Source organism: Mesorhizobium sp. WSM4976 (genome assembly GCF_029625685.1).
In the GTDB taxonomy this organism is placed as follows: domain Bacteria; phylum Pseudomonadota; class Alphaproteobacteria; order Rhizobiales; family Rhizobiaceae; genus Mesorhizobium.
The window spans coordinates 128,551-153,882 of the sequence record NZ_JARTVT010000009.1; the positions used below are offsets into that span (position 1 = coordinate 128,551).

The following is a 25,332-nucleotide window of genomic DNA, read 5'->3' on the forward strand; positions in this document are numbered from 1 at the left end:
GGAAGCTAGCTGATCGCGTCGAGCATCTGCCGCTGCCGGTGCATCTCGAGGAAGATGCGGTAGTCACGGTCGAAGCGGGCACCGGCTTCCTTGTTGGGCGCGCGAGTCCGGCCGCCCTGCTGCATGGCGACGCAGGCGGCGTTGAGATCGGGATAGAGACCTGCGGCGGTCGCCGCTACCATGCCGGTGCCGAGCAGCACCGCCTCGTCGGCCAGCGGCTCGACCACCGTGCAGCCGGTGGCGTCGGCGTAGAGCTCCATCAGCAGCGGATTCTTGGTGTGGCCGCCGGTGACATGCAGCGTGTCGATCAGGTAGCCGTTCTCGTTCAACGCCTCGAGCACATGGCGCACGCCGAGCGCGATGCCGACAGCGGTGCGCCAGTAAAGCTTGCACAGGCTGTCGAAGGAGGAATCGAGCGTCAGGCCGCTGATGACGCCGACTGCGTGCGGATCGGCGAGCGGCGAGCGGTTGCCGTGGAAATCCGGCAGCACATGCAGCCTGGCCGCCAGCGCATCGCCGTCCTCGGCGCGCAGCTCAGCGACGCGCCGGGCGATCTTCATATGCATGGCCGCGTCGGGCTCGCCACCGGCGCCATGCCAGCGGATGATGTGGTCGAGCAGCGCGCCGGTAGCCGACTGGCCGCCTTCCGACAGCCACAGCGTCGGCAATGCCGCGCCGTAATACGGGCCCCAGACGCCGGCGAAGGGCTGCGGGTCCTGCGACATCGCCATGACGCAGGACGATGTGCCGGCGATCAGCGCCAGATGCCGGCTGATGTCCTTCTCGTCACCGGCAAAACCGCCCAGGACACCCAGCGCGCCGGCATAGGCATCGATGACGCCGGCGCCGACCCGGCATTTTTCAGTGAGACCGAGCTCGGCGGCGGCCTTCACCGTCAGCGGACCGATATCGGTGCCTACCGGGCTTGCCTTTTCCGGCAGATTGCCGTGCTCGAACAGATCGCCGAGCCCGACAAGCTCGAAGAAATCGCGCCGCCAGCTTTCTTCCTCATGCGCGAGATAGGTCCACTTGGCCGTCAGCGTGCATTGCGAGCGGGCGAGCGAGCCTGAAGCTTTCCAGGTCAGGAAATCCGCGAGGTCGAACAGATAGCCGGCTTCATTCCACGTCTTCGGCAGATGGCGCTTCAGCCACATCAGCTTCGGCGTCGCCATCTCCGGCGACATCACGGCGCCGATATAGTCGAGCACGGCATGGCCGCTTGCCGTGCATTCATCGGCCTCGGCGATGGCACGGTGATCAAGCCAGACGACCGTGTCCCAGCGCTTCTCGCCGGTGACCGAGACACTGATTTGCCGGCCTTGCCTGTCACGAGCGACCAGCGAGCAGGTGGCGTCGAAGGAGATGCCGGCGATATCGTCTGCGGCAACGCCGGATTTCTGGAGCGCGTCCCGAACTGATTTGCACACTGCCGACCAGATATCCTCCGAATCGTGCTCGGCGTGATCGGGCTTGGGCTGATGCATGGCGATCGGATGATCGGCGCGGGCAAGCAGGTTGCCGCGCGCGTCGAGAATGCCCGCGCGAGCGCTCCCGGTGCCGACATCGACCGCGCAAACGAAATTCTTCGTCAAAATGCTTTTACTCTCGCTCCCAGGCCTGCAATCAGATCGGGCAATTGCAGCATGTCAGCGAATATAGAGTCCGGTTCGGTCGACGCAAGCCGGGCTTTCAAGCCGGGATTTCCGGCATGCGAGCCGCCGGTAAAGGCGAAGACGCGCATGCCGGCCGCGCGCGCCGCGGCGACGCCGGCTGGACTATCCTCGACGACCAGGCAATTGCGCGGTTGCGCCCGCATGGAGGCAGCGGCATGGAGGAAAAGGTCGGGCGCCGGCTTGCCGCGCTTGACCATGGTGGCGCTGAAGATATGCGGCTCCAGCAGCGAAAGCAGGCCGGTGACGTCGAGCGCGTAGCGGATCCGTTCCAGCGTGCCGGACGAGGCGACGCAGCAGGGAAGCCTGAGCTTCGGCAGCACGTCCTTGACGCCCGGGATCGGCTTCAATTCCTCGCGGAACTTGCGCATAAGGTCGACGCGCATGGCGGTCAGGTGCTTGTCGCTGATCTCCACCCCGAAATCGCGGCCGAGGATCTCGCGCACGCTCTTCATGCTCTTGCCGAGAAAATGCTCGTAGGCGGCGTCCTCACTCACCGTGCCGCCGGCGAGCTCGATCATGCCGAGCAGCGCCGAGACCGAGAGCGCCTCGCTGTCGACCAGCACGCCGTCACAGTCGAAGATGACCAGCTCAGGCGTCATCGGGCAGGCTTCCGCTGACCTCAGAGCTTGCCGGCGAGATAGCGCGCCAGGGTTTCGCGCGCGCCGTTCGCCCACAGCACTTTCAAGGCATGGGCGAAGGCCTCGGCGAAGACGGGCGAGCGGCCGGCATCGCCATAGATGTCCTCCATCGCCAGCCAGGCCTTCGGATCGTCCTTCGCCGCCTTGGCGGTGGCCTGCATGCGGTCCCAGCTCGGATCGTTCGGCTCGATGACGGCGCCGCTGTCGGTGGTGCCAAAGCAGTAGCGGCACCAGAGCGCGGATTCCAGCGCGAGGCCAGCGACGCCCTTGCCCGCCTTCAGCCGGTCGGCGATGGTCGGGATGATGAATTTCGGCTGACGGTTGGAGCCGTCGAGGCAAAGCCGGCGAATGGTGTCGCCGATCTTGGGATTGGAGAAACGGCGCTCGATAAGCTGGTAATAGTCCTCCAGATCGGTGTTGGGCACTGGCGGCACGGTCGGGATGATCTCGTCATGCTCGAGCTTCGACAGGAAGGCGCGCACCAGCGGTTCCTCCATGCCTTCGTGGACGAAATGGATGTCCATCAGGCCGGCCGGATAGGCTATTGTCGCGTGGCCGCCATTGAGGATGCGTATCTTCATCAGCTCGTAGGGCGAGACGTCCTTGACGAACTGCACGCCGACCTTTTCCAGCGCCGGGCGGCCGGCGGTGAAATGGTCCTCCAGCACCCATTGCTTGAAAGGCTCGCAGAACACCGGCCAATTGTCCTCCAGCCCAAAATCGTCGGCGAGAATCCGGCGTTCGCGGTCGGTGGTGGCGGGTGTGATGCGATCGACCATGCCGTTCGGGAAAGCGACCTTGTCTTCCACCCATTTGGCGAGGTCCTCGTCGATCAGCCGCGCGAGGCCGATGACGCCGTCCGAGGTGACGTGACCGTTATGGGGGATGTTGTCGCAGGACATGACGGTGAAGGGCACGATGCCGTCGGCGCGCCGGCGCAGCAGTCCGGCAAGGATGATGCCGAACACGGTTTTCGGCACGGCACCCGGCTGCGCGTCAGCGACGATGTCCGGATGGGCCGGGTTGAACTTGCCGGAAGCCGGGTCGATGAAATAGCCGCCCTCGGTGATGGTCAGCGAGACGATCTTGATCGCCGGATCGGCAAGCCGCTCGATGATCGCCGCCGCGTCGCCGGGCGTCAGGAAATCGATCATGGCCCCGGTGGCGCGGGCGCTCATATGGCCCTGGTCCTGCTCGACGACAGTGGTCAGCCAGTCCTGCTCTTCCAGCTTGGAGCGGCCGATCTTCTCGCCTTCGAACACGCCGGCGCCGATCAGCGCCCAGTCATGGCCTTCGCCGGTGGCGAACAGATCGTCGAGATAGACCGCCTGGTGCGAGCGGTGGAAATTGCCGACGCCGAAATGGACGATGCCGGCCTTCAGGGCCGAGCGGTCGTATTTCGGACCGGCAACTTTGGCCGGGAGCCTGACGAGGTTCGATGAAGAGAGTTTCACGGTCATCTCATTTACCCTTTGGCCGATCGTCAGCCTGACTGACTACGCCCCCTTCGGAGGAGCGAGGATGAGGGGCAACATCTGGCGTTTCAGTGTGCTGCCCCTCACCTGCCCCGAGACGCTTTCTCCGGAGGAAAAGAGAGAAGCGCCTTCCCCCCTCAACTCATCCCATCAGCTCATCCATTGGCCGCCGTCGACATTGTAGGTCTGGGCGACAATGTATTCGGCCTCGTCACTGGCAAGGAACACGGCCATGCCGGCGAGGTCCTCGGGCCTGCCCATGCGCCCGTAAGGCACTCCTTCGCCGACAGCCCGCTTCTTCTCTCCCTTCGGCCGGTTCTCATATTTGGCGAAGAGCGCGTCGACCTGGTCCCACATGTCGCTGTCGACGACGCCCGGCGCGATGCCGTTGACGTTGATGCGGTGCTTGATCAGGTCGAGCCCGGCCGATTGCGTCAGCGAGATAACGGCGGCCTTGGTGGCGCAGTAGACCGCGACCAGCGGCTCGCCGCGCCGGCCGGCCTGGCTAGCCATGTTGATGATCCTGCCGCCCTTGCCACGCGCGATCATCGAGCGGGCGGCGGCCTGCAGCATGAAGAGCGTGCCGGCGACATTGACCGAGAACAGCTTTTCGTAGCTTGTCCTGGTTATCTCGACGATCGGCGCAAGGTCGAAGATCGCTGCGTTGTTGATCAGCACATCGAGCCCGCCGGTCCTCGCCTCGACCGCCTTCACCGCCGCCTCGATCGAGGACTGATCGGCGACGTCGAGCCGCAGCGCGTAAGCGGCGGAGCCGATCGCTTTCGCAGTTGCCTCCGCTGCTTCGAGGTCGATATCGGCAATCGCCACCGTCGCGCCTTCGCGCGCATAGGCTTCGGCGAAGGCCCTGCCGATGCCGCGCGCCGATCCGGTGATCAGCGCCGATCTGCCTTTCAGCCTCACTGTCCCGTCCTCACTGGACCAGCGCCTTGCCGTCGGCGCCGAAGCGATGGAGTTTGGTCTTGTCTGCCGTCAGATAGATCGTGTCGCCATGCCTGACCGCGACCTCGCCGTCGGCGCGGACGTTGATGGTGCCGATGCCGTCCGCCTGGACGTGCAGGAACGTGTCTGAGCCAAGATGCTCGGCTACGCCGACCGTCGCCTTCCAGTCGCCGGACGTGGTCGAGATGGCAAGGTGTTCGGGCCGGATGCCAATGGTCTTGGCGCCATATTTCTCCGCCGGCGCACCTTCGATCATGTTCATCTTGGGCGAGCCGATGAAGCCAGCGACGAAGAGGTTCTTCGGCGTCTTGTAGAGCTCCATCGGCGAGCCGACCTGCTCGATGTTGCCGGCGTTAAGCACGACGATCTTGTCGGCCATCGTCATGGCCTCGACCTGGTCGTGGGTGACGTAGATCATCGTCGTCTTCAACTGCTGATGCAGCTCGCTGATCTCCAGCCGCATCGTGCCGCGAAGCGCGGCGTCGAGGTTGGACAGCGGCTCGTCGAACAGGAAGGCCGAGGGCTGGCGCACGATGGCGCGGCCGATGGCGACGCGCTGGCGCTGGCCGCCGGAGAGCTGGCCCGGACGGCGCTCGAGATAGTTGGTGAGGTTCAAGATGCGGGCGGCATCCTTCACCTTCTTGTCGATGGTCGCCTGGTCCTCGCCGGCCATCTTCAGCGGGAAGGCGATGTTCTTGGCGACCGTCATGTGCGGGTAGAGCGCGTAGGACTGGAACACCATGGCGAGCTTGCGCTTGGCCGGCGCCTCGCGGGTGACGTCGCGGCCATCGATCGAGATGGTGCCGCCGCTGGTGTCCTCCAGCCCGGCGATCAGCCTGAGCAGCGTGGACTTGCCGCAACCCGAGGGGCCGACGAACACCACGAACTCGCCGTCCTCGATGTTGAGGTCGATGTTCGGAATGATCGTCGTCGACCCGAAGGACTTGGAGACGTTCTTGAGCGTGATGTTTCCCATGGTTTCCTCCCGGGGATGGTCTTCGTCGTCCGCCGCTTGGGCGCTCTTACTTCACGGCGCCAAAGGTGAGTCCACGAACCAGCTGCTTCTGGCTGAACCAGCCCATGATCAGGATCGGCGCGATCGCCAGCGTCGAGGCTGCCGAGAGCTTCGCCCAGAACAGGCCCTGCGGACTGGAGAAGGAGCTGATGAAGGCCGTCAGCGGCGCGGCGTTGGTGGTGGTGAGCCGGATGGTCCAGAACGCCTCGTTCCAGGCGAGGATGATGTTCAAGAGCATGGTCGAGGCGATGCCGGGAACGGCCATCGGCGTCAGCACATAGATGATCTCGTTCCACAGCGAGGCGCCGTCCATGCGAGCCGCCTCCAAGATCTCACCCGGGATCTCGCGGAAATATGTGTAGAGCATCCAGACCACGATCGGCAGGTTGATCAGCATCAGCATGACGGTGAGGCCGATGCGGCTGTCGAGCAGGCCACTGTCGCGGAAGATCAGGTAGATCGGGAACAGCACCGCGACAGCCGGCATCATCTTGGTGGACAGCATCCACATCAGGATGTCCTTGGTGCGCTTGGTCGGCGAGAACGCCATCGACCAGGCCGCCGGGATGGCGACGATGAGCGCGAGGACGGTCGAGCCGACCGACAGCAGCACCGAATTGAAGAAGAACTTGAAATAGCCACTCTGCTGCTGGACCTCCGAATAGCTCTCGAAGGTCCCGGACGGGATCAGGTTGAAGCCCTGGATCGCCTCCTGCTCCGACTTGAACGAGGTGATGATCGTGTAGAGGATCGGAAAGAAGATCAGCAGGGCGACGATCCAGGCCGCGGCCGTGGCGATGGTCTTGTGCTGGGTGGTAACTGCGCGGGCCATGTCAGGTCCTCCCTCACTTGTCCAGGTTCTTGCCGACGGCGCGCATGGCGAAGAAGGCAACGATGTTGGCGAGAATGACGGCGATCACGCCACCGGCAGATGCCTGGCCGATTTTGAATTCCAGGAGCGCCTTCTGGTAGACGAGGAAGGGCAGGTTGGTGGAGGCGTAGCCCGGGCCGCCATTGGTGGTGACCAGGATCTCGGCATAGATCGAGAGCAGGAAGATCGTCTGGATCAGGATGACGACGGTGATGGCGCGCGACATATGCGGCAGCGTCAGATACCAGAAGCGGCTGAGGAAGCCCGCGCCGTCCATCTCGGCCGCCTCCTTCTGCTCGCCGTCGAGCGACTGCAAGGAGGTGAGCAGGATAAGCGTGGCGAAGGGCAGCCACTGCCAGGCGACGATCAGGATGATGGCGGTCAGCGGATGTTGGCCGAACCAGTCGATCGGCTGGGCGCCGAAGAAGCGCGCTATGTCGGCGAAGACGCCGTATTGCGGGTGCATGATCATGTTCTTCCAGACAAGCGCCGCGACCGGCGGCATGACGAAGAACGGCGAGATGACCAGGATGCGCACGACGCCCTGGCCCCAGATCGGCTGGTCGAGCAGCATGGCCAGAAGGATGCCGCCGACCACCGTGATGACCAGGACGCTGACGACGATAGTGAGCGTGTTGAGGATCGAGTAGAGGAAGGCCGGGTTCGAGTAGAAGAGCTTGTAATTGTCGAACCAGACAAACCCGTCGCGGATCGGGTTCAGCGGATTGTACTGCAGCAGGGAGAACCAGATCGTGAAGGCCAACGGCACGATCATCCAGACGAACAGCAGGATCACCGATGGCGCCATCATGAAACGGGCAAGCGAACGGGTTTGCTGAGTAGCCATGACGGTCACCCTCCCAAAGTCAGCCGGATTTCAGAGTTGTGCCCAGAATCTTCCCGATTTAGAAGGGTGGCCGCCCGAACTGGGTTTCGGGCGGCCCCTTGCCGGCCTTGATAGGCGACCGGCGTTCGGCACCGGGAGGAGCCTTACTTGATGTAGCCGCCTTCGGTCATCGCCGCGGTGGCTGCGTCCTGGGCCTGCTTGAGGGCGTCGTCGACGCTCGACTGGCCGGCAAGGGCGGCCGAGAAGAGCTGGCCGACGGTGGTGCCAAGACCCTGGAATTCAGGAATGGCAACGAACTGCACGCCGACATAAGGCACCGGCTTGACGGTCGGGTGCGTCGGGTCCGCAGCGTTGATGGAGTCCAGCGTCATCTTCGCGAAAGGCGCCGCCTTCTGGTACTCCGGATTGGCGTACAGCGAAGAACGCGTGCCCGGAGGAACATTGGCCCAGCCTTCCTTCGAGGCGACCAGCTCGGCATAGTGCTTGCTGGTTGCCCAGGAGACGAACTTCTCGGCGGCATCGGCCTTCTGCGTGCCGGCCGGGATCGCCAGCGACCAAGCCCACAGCCAGTTGCCACGCTTGCCGAGCCCATTGTCGGGCGCCAACGCGTAACCGACCTTGTCCGCGACCTTCGAGGCCTTCGGATCGGAAACGAAGGACGCGGCGACGGTGGCGTCGATCCACATGCCGCACTTGCCCTGCTGGAACAGCGCCAAGTTCTCGTTGAAGCCGTTTGACGAAGCGCCTTCCGGACCGTCGGCCTTCATCAGGTCGACATAGAATTGCAGCGTCTTCTTCCATTCCGGCTGGTCGAACTGCGGCTTCCAGTTCTCGTCGAACCAGCGGGCGCCGAATGAGTTCGACATGGCGGTGAGGAAGGCCATGTTCTCGCCCCAGCCGGCCTTGCCGCGCAGGCAGACGCCGTTCACGCCATTGGCGCGGTCGGTCATCTTGTCGGCGGCCTGCTTGATGAAGTCCCAGGTCGGCGCATCGGGCATCTTCAAGCCCGCCTTCTCCATAAGGTCCTTGCGGTACATGACGAAGGAGCTCTCGCCGTAGAAGGGCGCGGCATAGAGCTTGCCGTCGACCGAAAGGCCGCCGGCGATTGCCGGGATGATGTCTTTGACGTCGTAGTCGGCGCCCAGCTTGTCGAGCGGCAGGAGCCAGTTCTGCTTGGCCCAGATCGGAACCTCGTAGGTGCCGATGGTCATGACGTCGTACTGGCCACCCTTCGTGGCGATGTCGGTGGTCACGCGCTCGCGCAGCACGTTCTCTTCAAGCGTCACCCAGTTGAGCTGGATGTCGGGGTTGGCTTTGGTGAAGTCGTCCGTCAGCTTCTGCATGCGGACCATGTCGCCGTTGTTGACGGTGGCGATGGTGATGGATTCGGCATGCGCGGCGAAAGCAAGGGCGCTTGCCGACAACAGGCCCAGGGTGAGCGTGTGAAGTTTCATCAAATTCCTCCCTTAAACCAAGATGAGCATTTGCCTTGGCTTTGAGCAATTACTCACTTACCGTGATTTATGTCAAGTCGGAATCTATGCTGCGGCGCAGCAGAAATTAGCCAAGGCGACCCGATCCGCAGGCAGCACCGGCAGCACTGGAGGACGTAAGGGGCTCGCTTACGCGCAGGCGATCTCGGCGAGGATCCAGTCGCGGAAGGCGCGTATCTTCGGCACATTGCGGCGCGCTGTCGGATAGACCAACCAATAGGCATGGCCATCGTCGCCGACCAGATCGAAGGGCTGGATCAGGCGGCCGTCGGCGATCTCGTTCTTGAACAGCGCCCTGGTCAGGATCGCCACGCCGTGGCCCGCCATCGCCGCGTTCGCCTCATAGGCCTGCGCACCCATGCTGGAGCCCGGCCGTTTGGCGAGATCATGCCCGGTGACGCCGGCGGCCTCGAACCATTGCGACCACCAGATGTCGCCGGGATCGAGGATCGGCAGGCGCAAAAGGTCGGCCGGTTCCTTGACGCCGCCTATGCTGGCCGCGAGCTTGGGGCTCAGCATCGGCGTAAAGTCGGCGTCGAGCAATTTGTGCGCTTCCAGGCCCGGCCATTTGCCGGCGCCCGAGCGGATGGCGAGATCGACATCCTCGCGCGCGAAATCGGTGAGGCGGGCCGAGGTATCGAGCCGCACGGCGAGTGCCGGATGGGCGAGCTGGAACGAGCCCAGATGCTGCGCCAGCCAATTCGAGGCGAAGGTCAGCACCGTGGTAACGCAAAGCAGTCCGTCGGCGCCGCCGCGCGCCGCGGCGTAGGCCTGACCCAGGATGGAAAAAGCTTCGCTGACGGCAGGCGCAAGGCGCTGGCCGGGCTCGGTCAGCTCGATCTGCTTCGGACGGCGCAGGAACAGCGGCGCGCCGACGCGCTCCTCCAATACCTTGATCTGGTAGCTGGCGGCCGCTTGGGTCATGCCCAATTCCTGCGCCGCCTTGGTGAAGGACAGGTGCCTTGCCACCGCTTCGAACACCCGGATCGCCTGCAGCGGCGGCAGCGGCGCAAGCTGCGGGGGCTTAAGATCGGGCATAAGGCCTCCTTATGGGTCATGATCGAGGTTTAATTGGAAGCACGAACCGGCCAGCCCGATATTTGGGGTCGACGATCAATCCAGTTCAAGCATTGCAAAGGCTGACGATCATGACCACGGTCCAGGAAAAGCTCGTTTCCAACCCGGCGCACCGCTGGTTTTTCACGCTCGTGCGGGAGTTTGCAAGGTTTTCGCGCCGCAGGCGCGGCTATGTCGATGTCCGGGAATTATCCGAGCATCTGCAGCGCGACATGGGTTTTCTCGACGGCAACGACCCGCGCGGCCCCTCGCAATAGCCGGCTCTTTTTATGACAATCAGCCGGAAAGCAGGGCTTCGGCCGTCCGCTCGTCGGTGATGAGGCCATTCACCAGCCGGCGATTGACGGCGGCGAGGATGCCCGGCAGCTTGCGGTCGCCCATCGCCAAGGCGATGACCAGCGACTTCTCCCGCGACGGCAGCGCCGCGGAAGACACGCGGTCGTTGGTGATGCCCTCGATCATGCGGCCCTCGCGATCGAACACCCAGCCGACGATCTCGGCGATGCCGCCGGCCTTCTGCAGCGCCTTCAACTCGCTTTCGGAAATGAAGCCGTCTTCGTAGAGCGGGGCCTTGGGCCCGAGATCGCCAATGCCGACGAAGGTGACATCGGCTTCCGCGGCCAATGCTAGCGTCGGCTGGATCATCGGCTGGTTGAGCAGCATCTCGCGCTCTGCCGGCGAGGAGGCGATGACCGGCAGCGGCATCGGGAAGGAACGCGCTTTGACGCGATCGGCCATGGTGAAGATGACGTTGTAGAAGGCGGCCGAGCCGTCCGGCGAGATGTTGCCGGTCAAGGACACGACCTTATGCTGCGGGCAGTCCATCGGCGGCAGTTGCTCGATCGCCGCCTTCAGCGTGCGTCCGGTGCCGATCGCCATGACGATGGGGGCTTCCGAGCGCAGCCGGCGCTCGATCTCGGCCGCCGCCGCCTCGGCAATACCGATCGTCGTCGAGTTCGACGCCGGATCGCTCGGCACCACCTCGACGAGATCGAGCGCGAAGCGTGACTTCAGCCGCGCGGCAAGGTCCAGGCAGTTGGCGATCGGATGATCGACGCGAACCTTGATCAGCCCCTCCGACATCGCCAGCGACACCAGCCGCTGCGCCGTCTGCCTGGAAATGCCCAACTTGGCGGCAATCTGATCCTGCGTGTTACCGGCAACATAATAAAGCCAGCCGGCGCGCGCGGCGTCGTCCAACCTGGTGCTGCCGGGTTCCTGTCGCAAACTCACGTCCTGCCTCCCAACCCGCACAACGCTGAAACGGGCGCCATAGCTTACAGCGAATATGCCGGCGCGCAATTGTCTATCGAAAGAGCAATTGCTTGGATGCCCCAGAGGCCTCCGGAAGGTCTGCCGTCGCGCGCCAAACCATTTGCCGGCGCGACGGTTTATCTCGGGCGGGAAACGTACTAAAGCGCGTCGCGATCTTTCAGCTTCGCTCAATGCGCTTCAGTTTTTTGTTTTGCGCATGTCTTTGTCCCGAAACCGGTTACCACTTTTGGGAGACATGCTTTAAGGGGATCGGCAAAGGGAGCCGCGCATGACGCCGAAAGCCGTTTTCTGGGATATGGACGGGACGCTGGTCGACAGCGAGCCGTTGCATGAGGCAGCGCTTGTGGCGGCGTTGCGCAGCGTCGGCATCGCCCCGCCGCACGACCTGCATGAGCGTGTGCTGGGTATCGCGGCATGGCCGGTCTACGAGATGCTGCGCGATGAGTTCGGCCTCGCCCTCCCCTTCGACGACTGGATCGTGCGCAAATACGATCATTATCTGCCGCTGGCGGAAACGCTGAAGCCGCGACCCGGCGCGATCGAGGTGTTCAACGAATTGCGCGCGCTCGGCGTCGAGCAGGCGGTGGTGTCCAATTCCGACCGGCTGATCGTCGATGCCAATCTGCGCTCCGTCGGCCTCACCTATCCGGGCATGATGACGGTCAGCCGCAACGACGTGATCGACGGCAAGCCGCTTCCCGAGCCCTTCCTGCGCGCCGCTTATCTCGCCGGCGTCGATCCGGCGGATGCTTTTGCCGTCGACGACAGTCTGACGGGCGCCATGGCCGGACTGGCTGCAGGCATGAAGACGGTCTTCTGGCCGGAAGCGCCGATGGAAGGTCCGGCCGGCGCGATTGTGATCAAGAGCGTTGAAGAGCTGCGGGCGCAGTTGGGGCTTTAACCCCGAACGTCGCCGCCGCGCTTCATCCGCCCTTCAGCTTGGCGCATGCATTGTCTAATGGTGCGCTGGTCGACCCCCACTCCGTCTCGGCTTCGCCGAGCCACCTCTCCCCCGATCGGCGGGGTAGAGGAAAGGCGCCAAGCTCTTGCCGTCAACGCTCCTCCAGCAACGCTCCCTTCCTTTCCCTCCGGAGGGGGAAAGGTGGCGCTGCGAAGCAGCGACGGATTGGGGGAACCACGTGGCAATCAAGCCGAGGCCTGATCAGTCACGCCGGTCACAGGCGTAGCGTAACCGGCATCAATTCCGGTAGACGGGCTCTTCCTCGTCGAGGATCGCTTTCAGCTCGGCCAGATGGCGCTCGGCCTGGCCGGGGTAGTCGTCCATCTCGCGCGCGGCCTTCTCGGCGACTTCGTCGGAGAGCGTGCGCAGCGGGCGGCCAGTCCACAGCGCCTTGATGTAGGTCTCGGCGGCGCGCTCGAAATAGAACATGCGGTTGAAGGTGTCGGCGACATTGTCGCCGATGACCATGACGCCATGATTGCCCATGACCATCACCTTGACCTTGGGGTCGGTGAGAAGCTGCGAGCAGCGCTCGCCCTCCTCCTCGAAGGCCAGCCCGCCATAATTGGCGTCGACGACATGGCGGTTGAAGAACATGGCCGAGTTCTGATCGACCGGGGGGAGCGTCGAATCTGCGAGCGAGGCAAGCACCGTGGCGTGGATCGAATGGACATGCATGGCGCAGCGCGCATGCGGGACGTTGCGATGGATGGCGCCATGCAGGCCCCAGGCGGTCGGGTCCGGCGCATTGGGACCGGACAGGGTGTCGGGATCGTTGGCGTCGATCAGGAGCAGGTCGCTCGCCTTGATGCGCGAGAAATGCACCTGGTTCGGGTTCATCAGGAATTTCGTGCCGTCCTCGTTGACGGACAGCGAGAAGTGATTGGCCACCGCCTCATGCATGTTGAGCCGCGCGGTCCAGCGAAAGGCGGCGGCAAGATCGACCCGCTCCTCGTAATAGGGCAGGTTGCTCAGCGGTTCCTTGTGCAGGCGGGCAAGGCTCATCGAAAATCCTCCTGTTTGGATGAGAATGCCGTGCGATGCCGCTGCCAGCAACCGATAATCGGTGGCTCAGCGGATCAAGCCGCCGGGCGCGCCGACTGCAGTCCGCCCTGCTCGACGATGAAGTCGATCACCTCTTGCAAGCCCTTGCCCCGCGACAGGTCGGTGAAGCCGAAGGGCCTTTTGCCGCGCATGCGGCCGGCATCGCTCTCCATGACGTCGAGGTTGACGTTCACATAGGGCGCCAGATCGCTCTTGTTGATGATGAGGAAATCCGAGCGGGTGATGGCCGGGCCGCCCTTGCGCGGGATCTCCTCGCCCTGGCAGACCGAGATGACATACAGCGTCAGGTCGGCAAGGTCCGGCGAGAAGGTGGCTGCGAGATTGTCGCCGCCGGATTCGATGAAGATGATGTCGAGGTCGGGGAACTTTTTGTTCAGCTCCGCGATTGCCCGCAGATTGATCGAGGCGTCCTCCCGGATGGCGGTGTGCGGACAGCCGCCGGTCTCGACGCCGACGATGCGCTCCTCCGGCAATGCTTGTAGCCGGGCGAGCATCATCGCGTCCTCCTTGGTGTAGATGTCGTTGGTGACGACGGCGATCGAAAAATCGTCGCGCAACGCCTTGCACAGCTTTTCGGTAAGCGTCGTCTTGCCGGAGCCGACGGGGCCACCAATGCCGATGCGAAGAGGACCGTTTTTCGACGTCATGCCGGAAACTCCGAGATAGAGAGAACTATAAAGCCCAGCCCGATCAGCAAGAAGAGCGGCGAATAGAGGCTTTGGTCAAGCCGCGCGAAAGGCTGTTCAGGCGTGAGCCTGCGCCACCATGGCGTGAAGCCGGCAATGCCGCGGCCAAGAAAGACGAGGCCGATCATCAATGCCGTGGCCGCCAGGCCTTCTATTGGAAAGGGCGTCGCAAAGACGCCGACCAGCGCCAGCGGCCAGAGCGTCGCCAGTGCCAGGCAAGCGGCGACGGCAAAACTCGCGAAGGAAGACGGCATCTCATCGACGCCGCGAAAACCGACCACGGCGCGCGCGCAGGAGGCCTGGTCCGTGCCCGGCCAGATGCCGCCTATACCCCAATAGACATGCAGCGTAGTGATCAAAAGCAGGACGAAGGAGAGGATGACGGCAAGCGCGATCATGAGCGGAACAGCCTGGAGTATTGCGTCTCATGCTGCATCGCCACGATGTCAGACATGAAGGCCGCGCCACCCAGATCGTCCAGGCTGGAACCGGCGGCGCGCGAGGCAGCCGCCAGCGCAAGAGATTCGAAGCCGGCTAACAATGCGACGGCATCGGTTTGGCCAACGACGCCAAGCCTGATCGCCGCTTGCACGAGGTTGGAGAAGAAAGCCTGCAGGAAGGCGGAAAGCGCCCCCGAAAGGCCGATGCCGCCGCTGCCGGCAAGAGCGCCGACCGCGACGCAATAGGGGCAATCGGCCGGCAGGCGCTGCAGCGCCTGAGACGGCCAGGCGGACGCCGCTTTGAGGAAGGCCGCGCCCTGCAGCATGGTTTCCAGATGACGCTCCCGCGACCCGGCAAGCGCCTCGGCCAGCGCGGCGACTTCGTTGAGATCGCCACCCTCGCGTGCGCGGCGCCAGCTTTCGGCGAACAGCACGGCGTCGTTCCAGCCCGAGCCGACATCGACCAGCGTCTCCAGCCAGCCGGCGAGACCGTGGCGATTTGCGATCAGGCCATCGTGCACGGCGCGTTCAAGCCCGTGGCTGTAGGAGAAGCCGCCGACCGGAAAGGCCGGCGACAGCCAGGTCATCAGCCGCAGCAGCGCGACGGTGGAAAGCTGCTCAGTCATCGTGATGGTGGTGGCCGTGGTGATGACAGTCGTGCGCATGATCGTGATGATCATGGTCATGGTGGTCATGATCGTGCGAATGGCCGTAGTCGTGGCCATGCCCGGAATAGGCGCCGCGCACGGGGCTGAACGGCAGCGAGACCTCGCTTACCTTGGCGCCGAGGCCTTCGAGCATCGCCTTGATGACATGGTCGCGCAGGATGAGGATGCGGTCCGGCTCGATCGCCGCCGCGAGGTGACGATTGCCGATATGCCAGGCGAGTTCGCTCAGATGAACGGCGTCGCGGGCACGGATGTCGTAGACCTCTTCGGGTGCCGCGACGATCTCGAGCTGGCGGCCGTCTTCCAGCACCAGCCGGTCGCCATTGTCCAGAGCCACCGGCTCGGGCAGGTCGACCAGCACCTTGTCGCCGCCGACGGTCTCGATGGCGCGGCGGCGCAGATGGCGCTCGTCATGCGGCAGCACGGCCTTGTCGTAGGGCGCGGCTGCTCCCGCTTCGCTCGCTGTCAGAACAGAGACGGCACGCGGGAATTTGGTGAAATCGGTGTTGATGTTGAGCTTCATTTCATGGCTCCACCATTGGCTTGCGCCCTTGCACGGGCGGGGCGTTCGAGGACACGGTCGAAATAGGCATTCACCCGGTCGGATTTGATCGGGAAGCGGCCGGCACGCGCCCAGCCACCCATATCGCCGAGCAGGACGTCTACCGCAGAGAACCGGTCGCCCAAGGCATAGGGCTTGTCGCCAAGCCGGCGGTCCAGGGCCTTTATTTCGGATGCGAAATCATACGCCGCAGCCGGGCCGACGTCGACCCGAACATTCTTGGGCAAGAGAAAACGGTGGCGCAGCTTGTTCCAGAGCGGCGCTTCGAGCTCGCTCTGGGCGAAATGCATCCAGGAATCCATCTCGGCGCGACCGGCGATGCCGGGACTGGCGCCCATACCTTTATCGGCATGCTTGTCGGCCAAATAGACGCAGATCGCCGCCGAATCGGTGACTTTCAGGTCACCATCGATCAGGATCGGCACCTTGCCGGAAGGATTGAGCGCGTAAGCCTCCGGCGAGCGCAGCTTCACCTCGACGAATTCGTAGGGCTGGCCGAGTTCCTCGAGCATCCAGAGCACCCGGCTGACGCGGGAGCCGCGCGATCCGACGGCCTTATACATGGTTGAGTCCTGCATTTGCAGCAACCTTAGACCATCCGCCGTACTCACACGATCGTGTCGAAGAGCCGCAGGATAAAGGATATCTGATAGATCAGCGCCGCCGCGACGAAGGCGACGTGGAAACGTTTGTCCCGCACCCGGATCGCGACGAGGCAAAACGCCACGAACACCGGCGTCCGGAACAGATATTCGTTGCCGAAGCGGGCGAAATGCTCGGGGCCCTTGAGCAGCGTGTCGATCACATCGAGCAGATAGGTCGCGGCCAGCAGCCCGAAGAACCAGGCGCGGCGCGAATAGAAATAGTCCTCGTAGCTGGTGTAATCGAGCATCGAATCCGGAAACAGCAGCGCGCAGAGCAGGAACAGCGTGATGGCGTAGAAGATAATGAAAAGATATTTGCCGAAGGTCCAGTTCTCGATGGCGTAGAGGCCGAACTCCCACCACCAGAAGTGCACCAGCATCAACAGCACCGAGGCGACCCAGGCGAGATGCACCGCATAGAGCCGGTATTGGCCGGGATGCTGGACGATGCGGGCGGTTCCCGAAAGCAGCCGTGTGACACCAAGGCCGATCACCATGCCCATGACGATGCGGATATGCGGGAAGATGTCGTGCTGGGACGCGATTTCGGTGGCCATGCGCGATCACAATGCTGCTGCTTGGCAGCATATTGCAATCGGCGAGCGCGAGCCGCAACGATATTTGCCCGCTCACCGATCAGCCGTTGTCAGAACAGGAAATACCGTTGCGCCATTGGCAGCACGGTCGCCGGCTCACAAGTCAGCAGCTCGCCGTCGGCCCGCACTTCGTATGTTTCGGGATCGACCTCGACATGCGGCGTGGCGTCGTTGAGCACCATGGAATGCTTGCCGATGCCGCCGCGCGTGTTCTCGACCGCGACCATCGCCTTGTCGACGCCGAGGCTGTCCCGCAGGCCGGCATCGAGCGCCGCCTTCGAGACAAAGGTCACCGAGGAGTTGGTCAAGGCCTTGCCATAGGCGCCGAACATCGGCCGGTAGTGCATCGGCTGCGGCGTCGGGATCGAGGCATTGGGATCGCCCATCGGCGCTGCCGCGATCGAGCCGCCGACCAGCACCATCTCCGGCTTGACTCCGAAGAAGGCCGGATTCCACAGCACCAGATCGGCGCGCTTGCCGACCGTGATCGAGCCGATCTCCTTCGACAGGCCATGCGCGATGGCCGGATTGATCGTATATTTGGCGATATAGCGGCGGACACGGAAATTGTCGTTGTCGCCGGTCTCGTCGGGGAGCGACCCGCGCTGGCGCTTCATCTTGTCGGCGGTCTGCCAGGTCCGGATCGCCACCTCGCCGACGCGGCCCATCGCCTGGCTGTCCGACGAGATGATGGAGAAGGCGCCGATGTCGTGCAGGATGTCCTCGGCCGCGATCGTTTCCTTGCGGATGCGGCTTTCGGCGAAAGCGATGTCTTCCGGGATCGACGGCGACAGATGATGGCAGACCATCAGCATGTCGAGATGCTCGGCCAAGGTGTTGACCGTGTAGGGCCGGGTCGGATTGGTCGAGGACGGGATGACGTTAGGCAGGCCGCAGACCTTGATGATGTCGGGCGCATGGCCACCGCCGGCGCCCTCGGTGTGGAAGGCGTGGATGGTGCGGCCCTTGATGGCCGCCACCGTGTTCTCGACAAAGCCCGATTCGTTCAGCGTGTCGGTGTGGATCATCACCTGCACGTCGTAGGCGTCGGCGACCGACAGGCAGCAGTCGATGGCCGCAGGCGTCGTGCCCCAGTCCTCGTGCAGCTTCAGCGAGCAGGCGCCGGCCAGCACCATCTCTTCCAGCGCCGCCGGCTTTGATGCGTTGCCCTTTCCCGACAGGCCGATGTTCATCGGAAAGGCATCGAACGACTGGATCATGCGCGCCATGTGCCAGGGGCCGGGCGTGCAGGTGGTGGCCAAGGTGCCATGCGCCGGGCCAGTGCCGCCGCCCAGCATGGTGGTGACGCCGCTCATCAGCGCTTCCTCGATCTGCTGCGGGCAGATGAAATGGATGTGCGCGTCGAAGCCACCGGCGGTCAGGATCTTGCCTTCGCCGGCAATGATTTCCGTGCCTGGACCGACAATGATGGTGGCGCCAGCCTGCGTGTCCGGATTGCCAGCCTTGCCGATCGCCGCGATGCGTCCGTCCTTCAGGCCGATATCGGCCTTGACGATGCCGGCAAGCGCGTCGACGACCAGCGCGTTGGTGATGACGGTATCGACGGCGCCGCCTGCCCGCGTCACCTGGCTCTGGCCCATGCCGTCGCGGATGACCTTGCCGCCGCCGAATTTGACTTCCTCGCCGTAAACGGTGAGGTCCTTCTCGACTTCAATGAACAGCTCGGTGTCGGCAAGCCGCACCTTATCGCCGACAGTCGGTCCATACATCTGCGCATAGGCGGCGCGGCTTATCCTGGCCATCAGCGATTGCTCCCGAAATTCAGCTTGCCAAAAGTAGGGTTGTTTGGGCGTGGGCTGCACATTGTCGCCACCCAATGGTCACGCAATGACCCGCTCGGCGACACCTTGAGCGCCCATTTGGACGTTCCTCTCGGGCGCTTGAGGCGGGCGAAACCACTCCAAATCCGATGGAAGGAATATCCATGCGCAAAGCGATAGTTCTCGCCGCGACCGCAACCCTGATGATGGCGGGCGCCGCGAATGCCCAGCAGCAGCCGACGCCGCTGCCCAGCCCGGCGCCAACCGCTCCGGCCGCGCCGAAAGCCCAGCCCGGGGTGCCGTCGATCCAGAGCGTCAACGTCGTCGACATCACCGAACTGCCCAAGGACGCGCAGACGCAGGTGAACCAGATCGTGGCGCAGCGCGGCGATGCCGGCCTGCAGACCTTGCGAAAGTCGATCGACGCCACGCCCAAGGTGAAATCCGCGCTCGAAGCCAAGGGCATGAGCTCGGCGCAGGTGATCGCCGCCAGCATGCAGCCCAATGGCGCCCTGACGCTGATTACCAAGAAGGCAAGCTGATCGCGGGCCCAGGCGGGCCGCCTTGCGGTCCGCCAACCATGTTTTGAAGGGAATGCGGGCCGTGTCGCGGTCCGCTTTCCGGCTTTTGAGGGGAACCACCGGCCAGACCGGACCGTTTCGCTGTTTTCGCCCCTTCACGAGTTCAGTCAGGAGCGATCGATGGCGAATGATCTGCGCCCTGCAAGATGGATTGCCCTGGTTGCCGCCGCGTTTGTCATGGCCGCGCCCCAGGCGGCATCCGCTGCGCAGCCGTTGGGCAGCGGCAAGCCTGCCGCCGCAATCGTCGATTCTGATGTTCGTCAGGAGGAGACGCTCTCCAGCACGGAGGCCGGAAAGGTCATCACGGCGATCGGCCGCACCCGCGAGAATATCGGGGCGGTGCGCAAGACCACCAAGCTCGACACGGTCGACATCGTGTTCCTGACCGATGCGGCGCGCAGCGAAGGCGGGCCGCCGCCGGCCATCGAGAACAAGATGAAGCAGCATCAGAAGGACGTCGCCGAGCTGCGTAAGGAGATCGAGGCGAACGCCCTGCTCTTCAACGCGATCGATTCGCGGCGCGTGCAGGCCGAGGACGTGCTCGCCGTGGAGTTCGACAATCCGGGGAAGGTCGTCATCTACGCGGCCGCCAAGCCTCCGAAGTGATGCGAGCACGCCGACGGCCGTCACAGCTTGCCCATCACCTTCTGCTGGAAGCCATAGACCTCGCGCCTGCCGCCCAGCGGGACCAGCGTGACGTCGCATTCCTGCCCCGGCTCAAAGCGTATGGCGGTGCCGGCGGCGATGTCGAGCCGCATGCCGCGCGCGCTCTCGCGGTCGAATTTCAGGGCCTCATTGGTCTCGAAGAAGTGATAGTGGCTGCCGACCTGGATCGGCCGGTCGCCACTGTTGGCGACCTTGAGCGTCACCGTGGGCAGACCCTTGTTCAGCTCGATGTCGCCTTTTACCGTGATGACTTCACCGGGGATCATCGCGCCCTCACAACACGCCGAAGGAAAGGCCCACGCCAATAGCCGCGCAAGCGGCGCCGGCGGCGCGCGCCAGGCCACGGAAGCGCGACCCAAGCCGAAGGCCGGCTGCAATGCCGACGCCGTGGAGCAGCACCGTGGAAATCGCGAAACCGGCCACGTAGTCCAGTCCGCCGGCATTTTCGGGCACTTCCGTGCCGTGGGCATGGCCGTGGAACAGCGCGAACAGGCCGATGATGGCGATCCCAGCCAGGACCGGCAGGTCGATCGCCAATGCCACCAGCAGGCCGAGCGCCACGACGGAAGCAAGGATGGCCGGCTCGACGAAAGGCACCGGCACATGCAGCATGCCGAGCGCGCCGCCGGCCAGCATCACGCCGAGGAAGGCGAGCGGCCAGGCCCAGACCGCCTTGCCACCCTTCATCGCCGCCCAGACGCCGACGGCGATCATGACCGTCATGTGGTCGAGGCCGGACAGCGGATGCGCGAAACCGGCGGCGAAGGACGAGGCGGAGCCTGCGCCGACATGGGCTTCAGCTGGCATGGGGGCGGCCAGGAAAAGGATCGCGGCAAGTGCGATTCGTTTCGTCGAGGCGGGGATCATTTCTGCCCTTTCCAATTGACCTAGTTAAGCAGCCTCGCGCGGGCCGCAGCCTTCGGCCTTGAGCACGCGCCTGGTCGATGGCGGATATTTCGTCAGCTTGGCCGCCGGCCGGATCGGCCGCGGCGCGAAATTGCCGCCGCAATTCGGGCAGACGCCGCCTAGCACGGTATCCACGCAGTCGGCGCAGAAGGTGCATTCGAAGGTGCAGATCAACGCATCGGTCGCCTCCGGCGGCAGATCCTTGTCGCAGCATTCGCAATTGGGCCTGAGCTCCAGCATCGGCCTCACCTTATGGGTTCATGCACGGTCACCAGCTTGGTGCCGTCGGGAAACGTCGCCTCGACCTGGACGTCGTGGATCATCTCGGCGATGCCCTCCATGACCTGGGCGCGAGTGACGACATGGGCGCCGGCCTCCATCAGTTCCGCGACAGGACGGCCGTCGCGGGCGCCTTCGACGACGAAGTCGGTGATCAGGGCGATGGCTTCGGGATGGTTGAGCTTGACGCCGCGCTCGAGGCGCCTGCGCGCCACCATCGCCGCCATGGCTATCAGTAGCTTGTCCTTTTCACGCGGCGTAAGATTCATGCAATGTCCTGATACTCAGAATCAGAGTGACCACAATTTGGGCAGGCCCGCCCGTCCATTGAGCAGTTCGACGAGCGGAACCAGCCGCTTGCGGAGCTGATAGCCGTCGCCGGCGCAGAGCCTCGCAAGAAGCTTGCCAGATCCGCTGACGCTCCAGAAGCTGGCACCGCCAGCGGCAGAGTCGCCGATAATGGCGCGGGCCGGCTCGAGCAGGTTTTCCGCTTGCGGCGAAACGAGCAGCAGCGTGGCGACGGCAAGTGCGCCGCCGGCCGCCGCCGGCCGCCGAAGGGTTGCCGCGATATCCGGACCGATCCGGAAGTCCTCCGCATGGATCAGCGTGCCGCCCTGGCGGATCCGCCAGCGGTCGTGGAAGCTGCCTTGAACCGTCCGCTCGCCCATCGCAAGCCGGCCGAACAGCGTTGCTTCCAACACCAATGCCTCCGCATCGTCGGCGAGCTCGACATCCAAGGTACGGGCGAAGGCGGCGCGATCGAAGACGATGGTTTCCTGAGGCAGCCAGGCGATGCGGCCGCCCGAACCGACCCGCAGGCCGACGCTTGCCTCGGCCCTGTCGGCGGCGGCGCGATAGACCTTCTCGCAGGCCTGGGTGGTGATGGAGGCGGAAGCGCCGGCGCCGACCTCGATCGCCCAGCCGAGACGGTCGCCGCCGGTCAGCCCGCCGGCCGTGTTGATCAGCACCGCCTCGAGCGGATCGCTTTCTACCGTCGGCAGGCGGATCTTGGCCGACCCGTCCTGGTAAAGCCGCTGCAGGCGCGTCCGGCCATCGCTCTTGCCGCAGAAAAGCCTGCCCAGGCCGGCAACACGTTGCGCGGCAGGCGGGACGGGCCGGGATGTCACGGTGTCATCGATCATGTCCACGCCTACAGGTTAAGCACTCCGGCGGCTTTGTCGATATATCGCTTGTTGCTTGACATCGTTTTGGTTTCTATAGAGGGAAGCCACCTTGGAGCGGTCGCGCGGTGTCTGGCGAGGTAGCGGTGTCTGGCGAGTTAAGGGCAACGGCGTTGTTGGATCCGGGGATAAAAGGGGCGCTGATCAGTTGGCGTCGGGAAACGACAGGGAAGGAACCGAATGGCTGACCAACTGACGACCGAGATCATCGAAAAGATCAAAGCGCATGCCGATACCGGTGGTGAGGAAATCACCGCCAGCACCGATCTCGGAACGCTCGGCATCCATTCGCTGGAGTTGACCGAGATCATCTTCGATCTCGAGGAGAAGTACGGCATCGAGATCGAGATGAACACAGTCGATGCCTGGAGCAATCTCAAGAACGTCGGCGACATGGTCGAGGCGGTTCGCGAATTGATCGCGAAAAAAGCCTGACTGCATGCAAAAACGCGTCGTCATCACCGGTATTGGCGGGATTTGCGGGCTCGGCAACGATGCGCCGGCGATGTGGGACGCCATGCGCGCCGGCCGCTCGGCCATCGGCCCGATCGACAATCCGTCGCTGCATGACCTCAAGGTCAAGACCGGCTGCGAAATCAAGGAACTGCCGGACCACGGCATCGACCGCAAGCAGGTCGTGTCGATGGACCGTTTCAGCCTGCTGGCGGTGATCGCCGCGCGCGAGGCCATGCGGCAGTCCGGACTGACGGCGCATGCCGACAACACCTACCGGATGGGCGCAATCGTCGGCATCGGCGTCGCGGGCTTCGAGACCATCGAGGAGAATTACCGCGCGATCCTGCTCGAGGGGCGCAATCGCGCCGCCATCTTCACCGTGCCGAAAGTGATGCCGGGCGCGGCCGCCGGCCAGGTCAGCATGGCGCTCGGGCTGCGCGGCCCTGTCTTCGGCGCCACTTCGGCCTGCTCCTCGGCCAACCATGCAATTTCCACGGCGGTCGACCAGATCAGACTTGGCCGTGCCGACGTGATGGTTGCCGGCGGTACCGAAGCGCCCTTGGTGTGGGGCGTGCTCAAGGGCTGGGAGGCACTCAGGGTGCTTTCGCCCGACACCTGCCGGCCGTTCTCGGCCGACCGCGCGGGCCTCGTGCTTGGCGAAGGCGCCGGCATGGCGGTGCTCGAAAGCTACGATCACGCGATGGCGCGCGGTGCCACAATCCTGGCCGAGATCGCCGGCGTCGGGCTTTCGGCCGATGCCTCCGACATCGTCGCGCCGACCGTCGAGGGACCGGAAGCGGCGATGCGTTTCTGCCTGGCGGATGCCGGGCTCAACCCGGAAGACGTCGACTACCTCAACGCGCATGGCACCGGCACGAAGGCCAATGACCAGATCGAGACCGCCGCGATCAAGCGCGTCTTCGGCAACCACGCCCCTTCGCTCTCAGTGTCCTCGACCAAGTCGATGCATGCGCATTGCCTGGGCGCTTCCGGCGGGTTGGAGATGATCGCTTGCGTGATGGCGATCCGCGACGGCATCGTGCCGCCGACCGCCAATTATCGCGAGCCGGATCCTGACTGCGATCTCGACGTGACGCCTAACGTCGCGCGCGAGCGCAAGGTGCGGGCCGCGCTCAGCAACAGTTTCGCCTTCGGCGGAACCAATGCGGTGCTGGCCTTCAAGGCGGTCTAGCCGAAGCCGACCGCTTGACTGTGTGAGCATGGATAGAACGGTCCCCCGTTTCCCGGAAACGGCGAACCGCTCTATCTCTTTGTTTTTACGCAATTACGGCCGGACACGCGCTCACACTTTTCCTGGAATTGCTCTAGCCGATTGCCGGTGTATTGATCCCGGCCGGCCGCGGACCTAATTCTTGCTCACCCCGCCATGAGCGCTGCCCGGCGCCAGTCCCTATCCGGAGTCTTCAATGACCGACCTGTCCGCCTTTCCCGTCGCCAAGCGCTGGCCGGCCAAGCATCCCGACCGCCTGCAGCTTTATTCCGCCACAACGCCGAATGGCGTTAAAGTCTCGATCGCGCTTGAGGAGATCGGCCTGCCCTACGAGCCGCATTATGTCGATATCGGCAAGAATGAGAGCTGGACACCGGAATTCCTGTCGCTCAATCCGAACGGCAAGATACCAGCGATTGTCGACCCGGACGGCCCCGGCGGCAAGCCGTTGGGTCTGTTCGAGTCCGGCGCCATCCTTCTTTATCTGGCCGACAAGACCGGCAAGCTCGTTCCAGCCGATCCGGCACGGCGCTATGAGACGATCCAGTGGGTGTTCTTCCAGATGGCGGCGATCGGCCCGATGTTCGGCCAGGTCGGGTTCTTCAACAAATTCGCCGGGCGCGAGATTGCCGACAAGCGGCCGCTGGAGCGCTACCGCGACGAATCGCGGCGGCTGATCGGGGTGCTCGAAACGCGGCTGAAGAGCCGCAAATGGATCATGGATGACGACTACACAATTGCCGATGTATCGATGCTGGGCTGGGTGCGCAATCTGATTGGCTTCTATGAAGCGCGCGATCTGGTGGGCTTCGACGATTTCCCGACCGTCGCCGAATGGCTGGAGCGCGGGTTGGCGCGACCTGCGGTGAAAAGGGGCCTCGCCATTCCGGCAAAGGGCTAGGAGCACTGACGCGAAAAGTGCTCTGGCCCTACTTCGACTTGGCGCTGGTTTTCCTGCCAAGGACGGACGCAGCCAGCCTTGCCGTCGCTACCACCGCGCCGGTCGCAACGCTTGCAGCGGTGCGGATCGGGCCCGACGTCTTCGTTGCCGGCTTGTGCGGCTTATGCGCCTTGGGCGCGACCTTGTGGGTCAGGCCGGGCGTCACTTTCTTCGGCGCCGCCTTGCCGAAAGCCGGCTTGGCGTCTTTTGACCGCTCGGCGATCGCCGGGCTGGCGCCCGCCTTGGCCTGCGTCGTCCTGGATTGGGTGGCCCTGGCTTTTTTGGCCACGGGCTTTCTGCTGTTGGTTGCCATCTGACGGCTCCTGCTCTGTTCTTTTCACAATTCCGGACGGAGAGCGATTGCG

Annotated in this window: 31 protein-coding genes; 7 read left to right on the forward strand and 24 right to left on the reverse strand. The window is 64.1% G+C overall.

Annotation, left to right across the window (positions count from 1 at the left end; all coding sequences use genetic code 11):
• Positions 1-5 precede the first annotated feature (5 nt).
• The 9 genes from P9272_RS13025 to gcvA all read right to left on the reverse strand — a co-directional run bounded on the left by P9272_RS13025 (position 6) and on the right by gcvA (position 10,010).
• A complete protein-coding gene (locus P9272_RS13025; protein WP_278160856.1) occupies positions 6-1,592 on the reverse strand; it encodes an FGGY-family carbohydrate kinase in 1,587 nt (528 codons plus the stop codon).
• Entirely contained in the window at positions 1,589-2,272 is a 684-nt protein-coding gene (locus P9272_RS13030; RefSeq protein WP_278160857.1) for an HAD-IA family hydrolase, read from the reverse strand. The genes P9272_RS13025 and P9272_RS13030 overlap by 4 nt, the downstream gene beginning before the upstream one ends.
• 20 nt (positions 2,273-2,292) lie before the next feature.
• On the reverse strand, positions 2,293-3,771 hold the full coding sequence (locus P9272_RS13035; protein WP_278160858.1) for a mannitol dehydrogenase family protein: 1,479 nt from the start codon (positions 3,769-3,771) through the stop codon (positions 2,293-2,295).
• A 165-nt stretch (positions 3,772-3,936) separates the two neighbouring features.
• Positions 3,937-4,707, reverse strand: coding sequence for an L-iditol 2-dehydrogenase (locus tag P9272_RS13040; RefSeq protein WP_278160859.1), 771 nt, complete (start codon positions 4,705-4,707; stop codon positions 3,937-3,939).
• 10 nt (positions 4,708-4,717) lie between these two features.
• Positions 4,718-5,722 carry an ABC transporter ATP-binding protein gene (locus P9272_RS13045; protein ID WP_128260953.1) on the reverse strand — a complete coding sequence of 335 codons (1,005 nt, stop codon included), beginning with the start codon at positions 5,720-5,722 and terminating at the stop codon, positions 4,718-4,720.
• A 46-nt stretch (positions 5,723-5,768) separates the two neighbouring features.
• The gene (locus P9272_RS13050; protein WP_128260954.1) at positions 5,769-6,593 is read right to left on the reverse strand and encodes a carbohydrate ABC transporter permease; all 825 of its coding nucleotides are present in this window, start codon (positions 6,591-6,593) and stop codon (positions 5,769-5,771) included.
• A gap of 13 nt (positions 6,594-6,606) precedes the next feature.
• Positions 6,607-7,479: a sugar ABC transporter permease gene (locus P9272_RS13055; protein WP_128260955.1), complete on the reverse strand. Its 873-nt coding sequence runs from the start codon at positions 7,477-7,479 to the stop codon at positions 6,607-6,609.
• A 143-nt stretch (positions 7,480-7,622) separates the two neighbouring features.
• Positions 7,623-8,933 carry a sugar ABC transporter substrate-binding protein gene (locus tag P9272_RS13060; protein ID WP_128260956.1) on the reverse strand — a complete coding sequence of 437 codons (1,311 nt, stop codon included), beginning with the start codon at positions 8,931-8,933 and terminating at the stop codon, positions 7,623-7,625.
• 168 nt (positions 8,934-9,101) lie between these two features.
• Positions 9,102-10,010, reverse strand: a complete 909-nt coding sequence (gcvA, locus tag P9272_RS13065; protein WP_128260957.1) for a transcriptional regulator GcvA — start codon at positions 10,008-10,010, stop codon at positions 9,102-9,104.
• Positions 10,011-10,120: 110 nt separating this feature from the next.
• On the opposite strand from gcvA, the gene P9272_RS13070 reads away from it, so the two are divergent.
• Positions 10,121-10,306, forward strand: a complete 186-nt coding sequence (locus P9272_RS13070) for a hypothetical protein (protein WP_128260958.1) — start codon at positions 10,121-10,123, stop codon at positions 10,304-10,306.
• Between the two features lie 19 nt (positions 10,307-10,325).
• On the opposite strand, the gene P9272_RS13075 is transcribed toward P9272_RS13070, so the two are convergent.
• A complete protein-coding gene (locus P9272_RS13075; RefSeq protein WP_128260959.1) occupies positions 10,326-11,282 on the reverse strand; it encodes a sugar-binding transcriptional regulator in 957 nt (318 codons plus the stop codon).
• Positions 11,283-11,592: 310 nt separating this feature from the next.
• Here P9272_RS13075 and P9272_RS13080 point away from each other — a divergent pair, with 310 nt between their 5' ends.
• Positions 11,593-12,225, forward strand: coding sequence for an HAD family phosphatase (locus P9272_RS13080; protein ID WP_128260960.1), 633 nt, complete (start codon positions 11,593-11,595; stop codon positions 12,223-12,225).
• A 297-nt stretch (positions 12,226-12,522) separates the two neighbouring features.
• Here the strand turns inward: P9272_RS13080 and P9272_RS13085 are convergent, their stop codons facing one another.
• The 8 genes from P9272_RS13085 to ureC all read right to left on the reverse strand — a co-directional run bounded on the left by P9272_RS13085 (position 12,523) and on the right by ureC (position 18,712).
• A complete protein-coding gene (locus P9272_RS13085; RefSeq protein ID WP_128260961.1) occupies positions 12,523-13,290 on the reverse strand; it encodes a class II aldolase and adducin N-terminal domain-containing protein in 768 nt (255 codons plus the stop codon).
• 74 nt (positions 13,291-13,364) lie between these two features.
• Positions 13,365-13,997: an urease accessory protein UreG gene (gene ureG / locus P9272_RS13090; protein WP_140628301.1), complete on the reverse strand. Its 633-nt coding sequence runs from the start codon at positions 13,995-13,997 to the stop codon at positions 13,365-13,367.
• The gene (locus P9272_RS13095; protein WP_278160860.1) at positions 13,994-14,434 is read right to left on the reverse strand and encodes a DUF3995 domain-containing protein; all 441 of its coding nucleotides are present in this window, start codon (positions 14,432-14,434) and stop codon (positions 13,994-13,996) included. The genes ureG and P9272_RS13095 overlap by 4 nt, the downstream gene beginning before the upstream one ends.
• Complete coding sequence (locus P9272_RS13100; RefSeq protein ID WP_278160928.1) at positions 14,431-15,102, reverse strand: urease accessory protein UreF; 672 nt, start codon at positions 15,100-15,102, stop codon at positions 14,431-14,433. Before P9272_RS13100 ends, P9272_RS13095 begins: the two co-directional genes overlap by 4 nt.
• Positions 15,095-15,667 (reverse strand): urease accessory protein UreE, encoded by a 573-nt coding sequence (gene ureE / locus P9272_RS13105; protein WP_278160861.1) that lies wholly within the window; start codon positions 15,665-15,667, stop codon positions 15,095-15,097. The genes P9272_RS13100 and ureE overlap by 8 nt, the downstream gene beginning before the upstream one ends.
• Positions 15,664-16,269 carry a glutathione S-transferase family protein gene (locus P9272_RS13110; RefSeq protein WP_278160862.1) on the reverse strand — a complete coding sequence of 202 codons (606 nt, stop codon included), beginning with the start codon at positions 16,267-16,269 and terminating at the stop codon, positions 15,664-15,666. The genes ureE and P9272_RS13110 overlap by 4 nt, the downstream gene beginning before the upstream one ends.
• Before the next feature lie 44 nt (positions 16,270-16,313).
• Positions 16,314-16,907, reverse strand: a complete 594-nt coding sequence (locus P9272_RS13115) for a hypothetical protein (protein WP_278160863.1) — start codon at positions 16,905-16,907, stop codon at positions 16,314-16,316.
• A gap of 89 nt (positions 16,908-16,996) precedes the next feature.
• Positions 16,997-18,712, reverse strand: a complete 1,716-nt coding sequence (gene ureC, locus P9272_RS13120; protein WP_278160929.1) for an urease subunit alpha — start codon at positions 18,710-18,712, stop codon at positions 16,997-16,999.
• A gap of 179 nt (positions 18,713-18,891) precedes the next feature.
• Between ureC and P9272_RS13125 the strand changes: the two genes are divergently transcribed.
• Together P9272_RS13125 and P9272_RS13130 are read left to right on the forward strand one after the other, a co-directional pair.
• Positions 18,892-19,269, forward strand: a complete 378-nt coding sequence (locus P9272_RS13125; RefSeq protein ID WP_128260968.1) for a hypothetical protein — start codon at positions 18,892-18,894, stop codon at positions 19,267-19,269.
• Positions 19,270-19,428: 159 nt separating this feature from the next.
• Positions 19,429-19,914: a hypothetical protein gene (locus tag P9272_RS13130; protein WP_128260969.1), complete on the forward strand. Its 486-nt coding sequence runs from the start codon at positions 19,429-19,431 to the stop codon at positions 19,912-19,914.
• Positions 19,915-19,934: 20 nt separating this feature from the next.
• Here the strand turns inward: P9272_RS13130 and P9272_RS13135 are convergent, their stop codons facing one another.
• The 5 genes from P9272_RS13135 to P9272_RS13155 are packed head-to-tail and all read right to left on the reverse strand — an operon-like array spanning position 19,935 to position 22,301.
• The gene (locus tag P9272_RS13135) at positions 19,935-20,240 is read right to left on the reverse strand and encodes an urease subunit beta (protein WP_278160865.1); all 306 of its coding nucleotides are present in this window, start codon (positions 20,238-20,240) and stop codon (positions 19,935-19,937) included.
• 7 nt (positions 20,241-20,247) lie between these two features.
• A complete protein-coding gene (locus P9272_RS13140; protein WP_278160866.1) occupies positions 20,248-20,841 on the reverse strand; it encodes a HupE/UreJ family protein in 594 nt (197 codons plus the stop codon).
• 24 nt (positions 20,842-20,865) lie between these two features.
• Positions 20,866-21,120, reverse strand: coding sequence for a DUF1272 domain-containing protein (locus tag P9272_RS13145; RefSeq protein ID WP_128260972.1), 255 nt, complete (start codon positions 21,118-21,120; stop codon positions 20,866-20,868).
• Between the two features lie 5 nt (positions 21,121-21,125).
• Complete coding sequence (locus P9272_RS13150; RefSeq protein WP_128260973.1) at positions 21,126-21,428, reverse strand: urease subunit gamma; 303 nt, start codon at positions 21,426-21,428, stop codon at positions 21,126-21,128.
• A gap of 21 nt (positions 21,429-21,449) precedes the next feature.
• The gene (locus tag P9272_RS13155; protein WP_278160867.1) at positions 21,450-22,301 is read right to left on the reverse strand and encodes an urease accessory protein UreD; all 852 of its coding nucleotides are present in this window, start codon (positions 22,299-22,301) and stop codon (positions 21,450-21,452) included.
• Positions 22,302-22,520: 219 nt separating this feature from the next.
• On the opposite strand from P9272_RS13155, the gene P9272_RS13160 reads away from it, so the two are divergent.
• From P9272_RS13160 to P9272_RS13170, 3 genes are all read left to right on the forward strand, one after another.
• On the forward strand, positions 22,521-22,775 hold the full coding sequence (locus P9272_RS13160) for an acyl carrier protein (RefSeq protein ID WP_041003067.1): 255 nt from the start codon (positions 22,521-22,523) through the stop codon (positions 22,773-22,775).
• A gap of 4 nt (positions 22,776-22,779) precedes the next feature.
• Entirely contained in the window at positions 22,780-23,988 is a 1,209-nt protein-coding gene (locus tag P9272_RS13165) for a beta-ketoacyl-[acyl-carrier-protein] synthase family protein (RefSeq protein ID WP_128260975.1), read from the forward strand.
• A gap of 235 nt (positions 23,989-24,223) precedes the next feature.
• Entirely contained in the window at positions 24,224-24,928 is a 705-nt protein-coding gene (locus P9272_RS13170; RefSeq protein WP_278160868.1) for a glutathione S-transferase N-terminal domain-containing protein, read from the forward strand.
• 28 nt (positions 24,929-24,956) lie between these two features.
• Here the strand turns inward: P9272_RS13170 and P9272_RS13175 are convergent, their stop codons facing one another.
• Complete coding sequence (locus P9272_RS13175; RefSeq protein ID WP_128260977.1) at positions 24,957-25,280, reverse strand: hypothetical protein; 324 nt, start codon at positions 25,278-25,280, stop codon at positions 24,957-24,959.
• Between the last annotated feature and the right edge of the window lie 52 nt (positions 25,281-25,332).

Bases quoted from the DNA above. Each gene is read 5' to 3' on its own strand.
- P9272_RS13030 (WP_278160857.1), bottom strand. From the start codon at position 2,272: ATGACGCCTGAGCTGGTCATCTTCGACTGTGACGGCGTGCTGGTCGAC.
- P9272_RS13035 (WP_278160858.1), bottom strand. From the start codon at position 3,771: ATGACCGTGAAACTCTCTTCATCGAACCTCGTCAGGCTCCCGGCCAAA.
- P9272_RS13045 (WP_128260953.1), bottom strand. From the start codon at position 5,722: ATGGGAAACATCACGCTCAAGAACGTCTCCAAGTCCTTCGGGTCGACG.
- P9272_RS13050 (WP_128260954.1), bottom strand. From the start codon at position 6,593: ATGGCCCGCGCAGTTACCACCCAGCACAAGACCATCGCCACGGCCGCG.
- P9272_RS13055 (WP_128260955.1), bottom strand. From the start codon at position 7,479: ATGGCTACTCAGCAAACCCGTTCGCTTGCCCGTTTCATGATGGCGCCA.
- P9272_RS13060 (WP_128260956.1), bottom strand. From the start codon at position 8,933: ATGAAACTTCACACGCTCACCCTGGGCCTGTTGTCGGCAAGCGCCCTT.
- gcvA (WP_128260957.1), bottom strand. From the start codon at position 10,010: ATGCCCGATCTTAAGCCCCCGCAGCTTGCGCCGCTGCCGCCGCTGCAG.
- P9272_RS13070 (WP_128260958.1), top strand. From the start codon at position 10,121: ATGACCACGGTCCAGGAAAAGCTCGTTTCCAACCCGGCGCACCGCTGG.
- P9272_RS13080 (WP_128260960.1), top strand. From the start codon at position 11,593: ATGACGCCGAAAGCCGTTTTCTGGGATATGGACGGGACGCTGGTCGAC.
- P9272_RS13085 (WP_128260961.1), bottom strand. From the start codon at position 13,290: ATGAGCCTTGCCCGCCTGCACAAGGAACCGCTGAGCAACCTGCCCTAT.
- ureG (WP_140628301.1), bottom strand. From the start codon at position 13,997: ATGACGTCGAAAAACGGTCCTCTTCGCATCGGCATTGGTGGCCCCGTC.
- P9272_RS13095 (WP_278160860.1), bottom strand. From the start codon at position 14,434: ATGATCGCGCTTGCCGTCATCCTCTCCTTCGTCCTGCTTTTGATCACT.
- P9272_RS13100 (WP_278160928.1), bottom strand. From the start codon at position 15,102: ATGACTGAGCAGCTTTCCACCGTCGCGCTGCTGCGGCTGATGACCTGG.
- ureE (WP_278160861.1), bottom strand. From the start codon at position 15,667: ATGAAGCTCAACATCAACACCGATTTCACCAAATTCCCGCGTGCCGTC.
- P9272_RS13110 (WP_278160862.1), bottom strand. From the start codon at position 16,269: ATGTATAAGGCCGTCGGATCGCGCGGCTCCCGCGTCAGCCGGGTGCTC.
- P9272_RS13115 (WP_278160863.1), bottom strand. From the start codon at position 16,907: ATGGCCACCGAAATCGCGTCCCAGCACGACATCTTCCCGCATATCCGC.
- P9272_RS13125 (WP_128260968.1), top strand. From the start codon at position 18,892: ATGCGCAAAGCGATAGTTCTCGCCGCGACCGCAACCCTGATGATGGCG.
- P9272_RS13130 (WP_128260969.1), top strand. From the start codon at position 19,429: ATGGCGAATGATCTGCGCCCTGCAAGATGGATTGCCCTGGTTGCCGCC.
- P9272_RS13135 (WP_278160865.1), bottom strand. From the start codon at position 20,240: ATGATCCCCGGTGAAGTCATCACGGTAAAAGGCGACATCGAGCTGAAC.
- P9272_RS13140 (WP_278160866.1), bottom strand. From the start codon at position 20,841: ATGATCCCCGCCTCGACGAAACGAATCGCACTTGCCGCGATCCTTTTC.
- P9272_RS13145 (WP_128260972.1), bottom strand. From the start codon at position 21,120: ATGCTGGAGCTCAGGCCCAATTGCGAATGCTGCGACAAGGATCTGCCG.
- P9272_RS13150 (WP_128260973.1), bottom strand. From the start codon at position 21,428: ATGAATCTTACGCCGCGTGAAAAGGACAAGCTACTGATAGCCATGGCG.
- P9272_RS13155 (WP_278160867.1), bottom strand. From the start codon at position 22,301: ATGATCGATGACACCGTGACATCCCGGCCCGTCCCGCCTGCCGCGCAA.
- P9272_RS13160 (WP_041003067.1), top strand. From the start codon at position 22,521: ATGGCTGACCAACTGACGACCGAGATCATCGAAAAGATCAAAGCGCAT.
- P9272_RS13165 (WP_128260975.1), top strand. From the start codon at position 22,780: ATGCAAAAACGCGTCGTCATCACCGGTATTGGCGGGATTTGCGGGCTC.
- P9272_RS13170 (WP_278160868.1), top strand. From the start codon at position 24,224: ATGACCGACCTGTCCGCCTTTCCCGTCGCCAAGCGCTGGCCGGCCAAG.
- P9272_RS13175 (WP_128260977.1), bottom strand. From the start codon at position 25,280: ATGGCAACCAACAGCAGAAAGCCCGTGGCCAAAAAAGCCAGGGCCACC.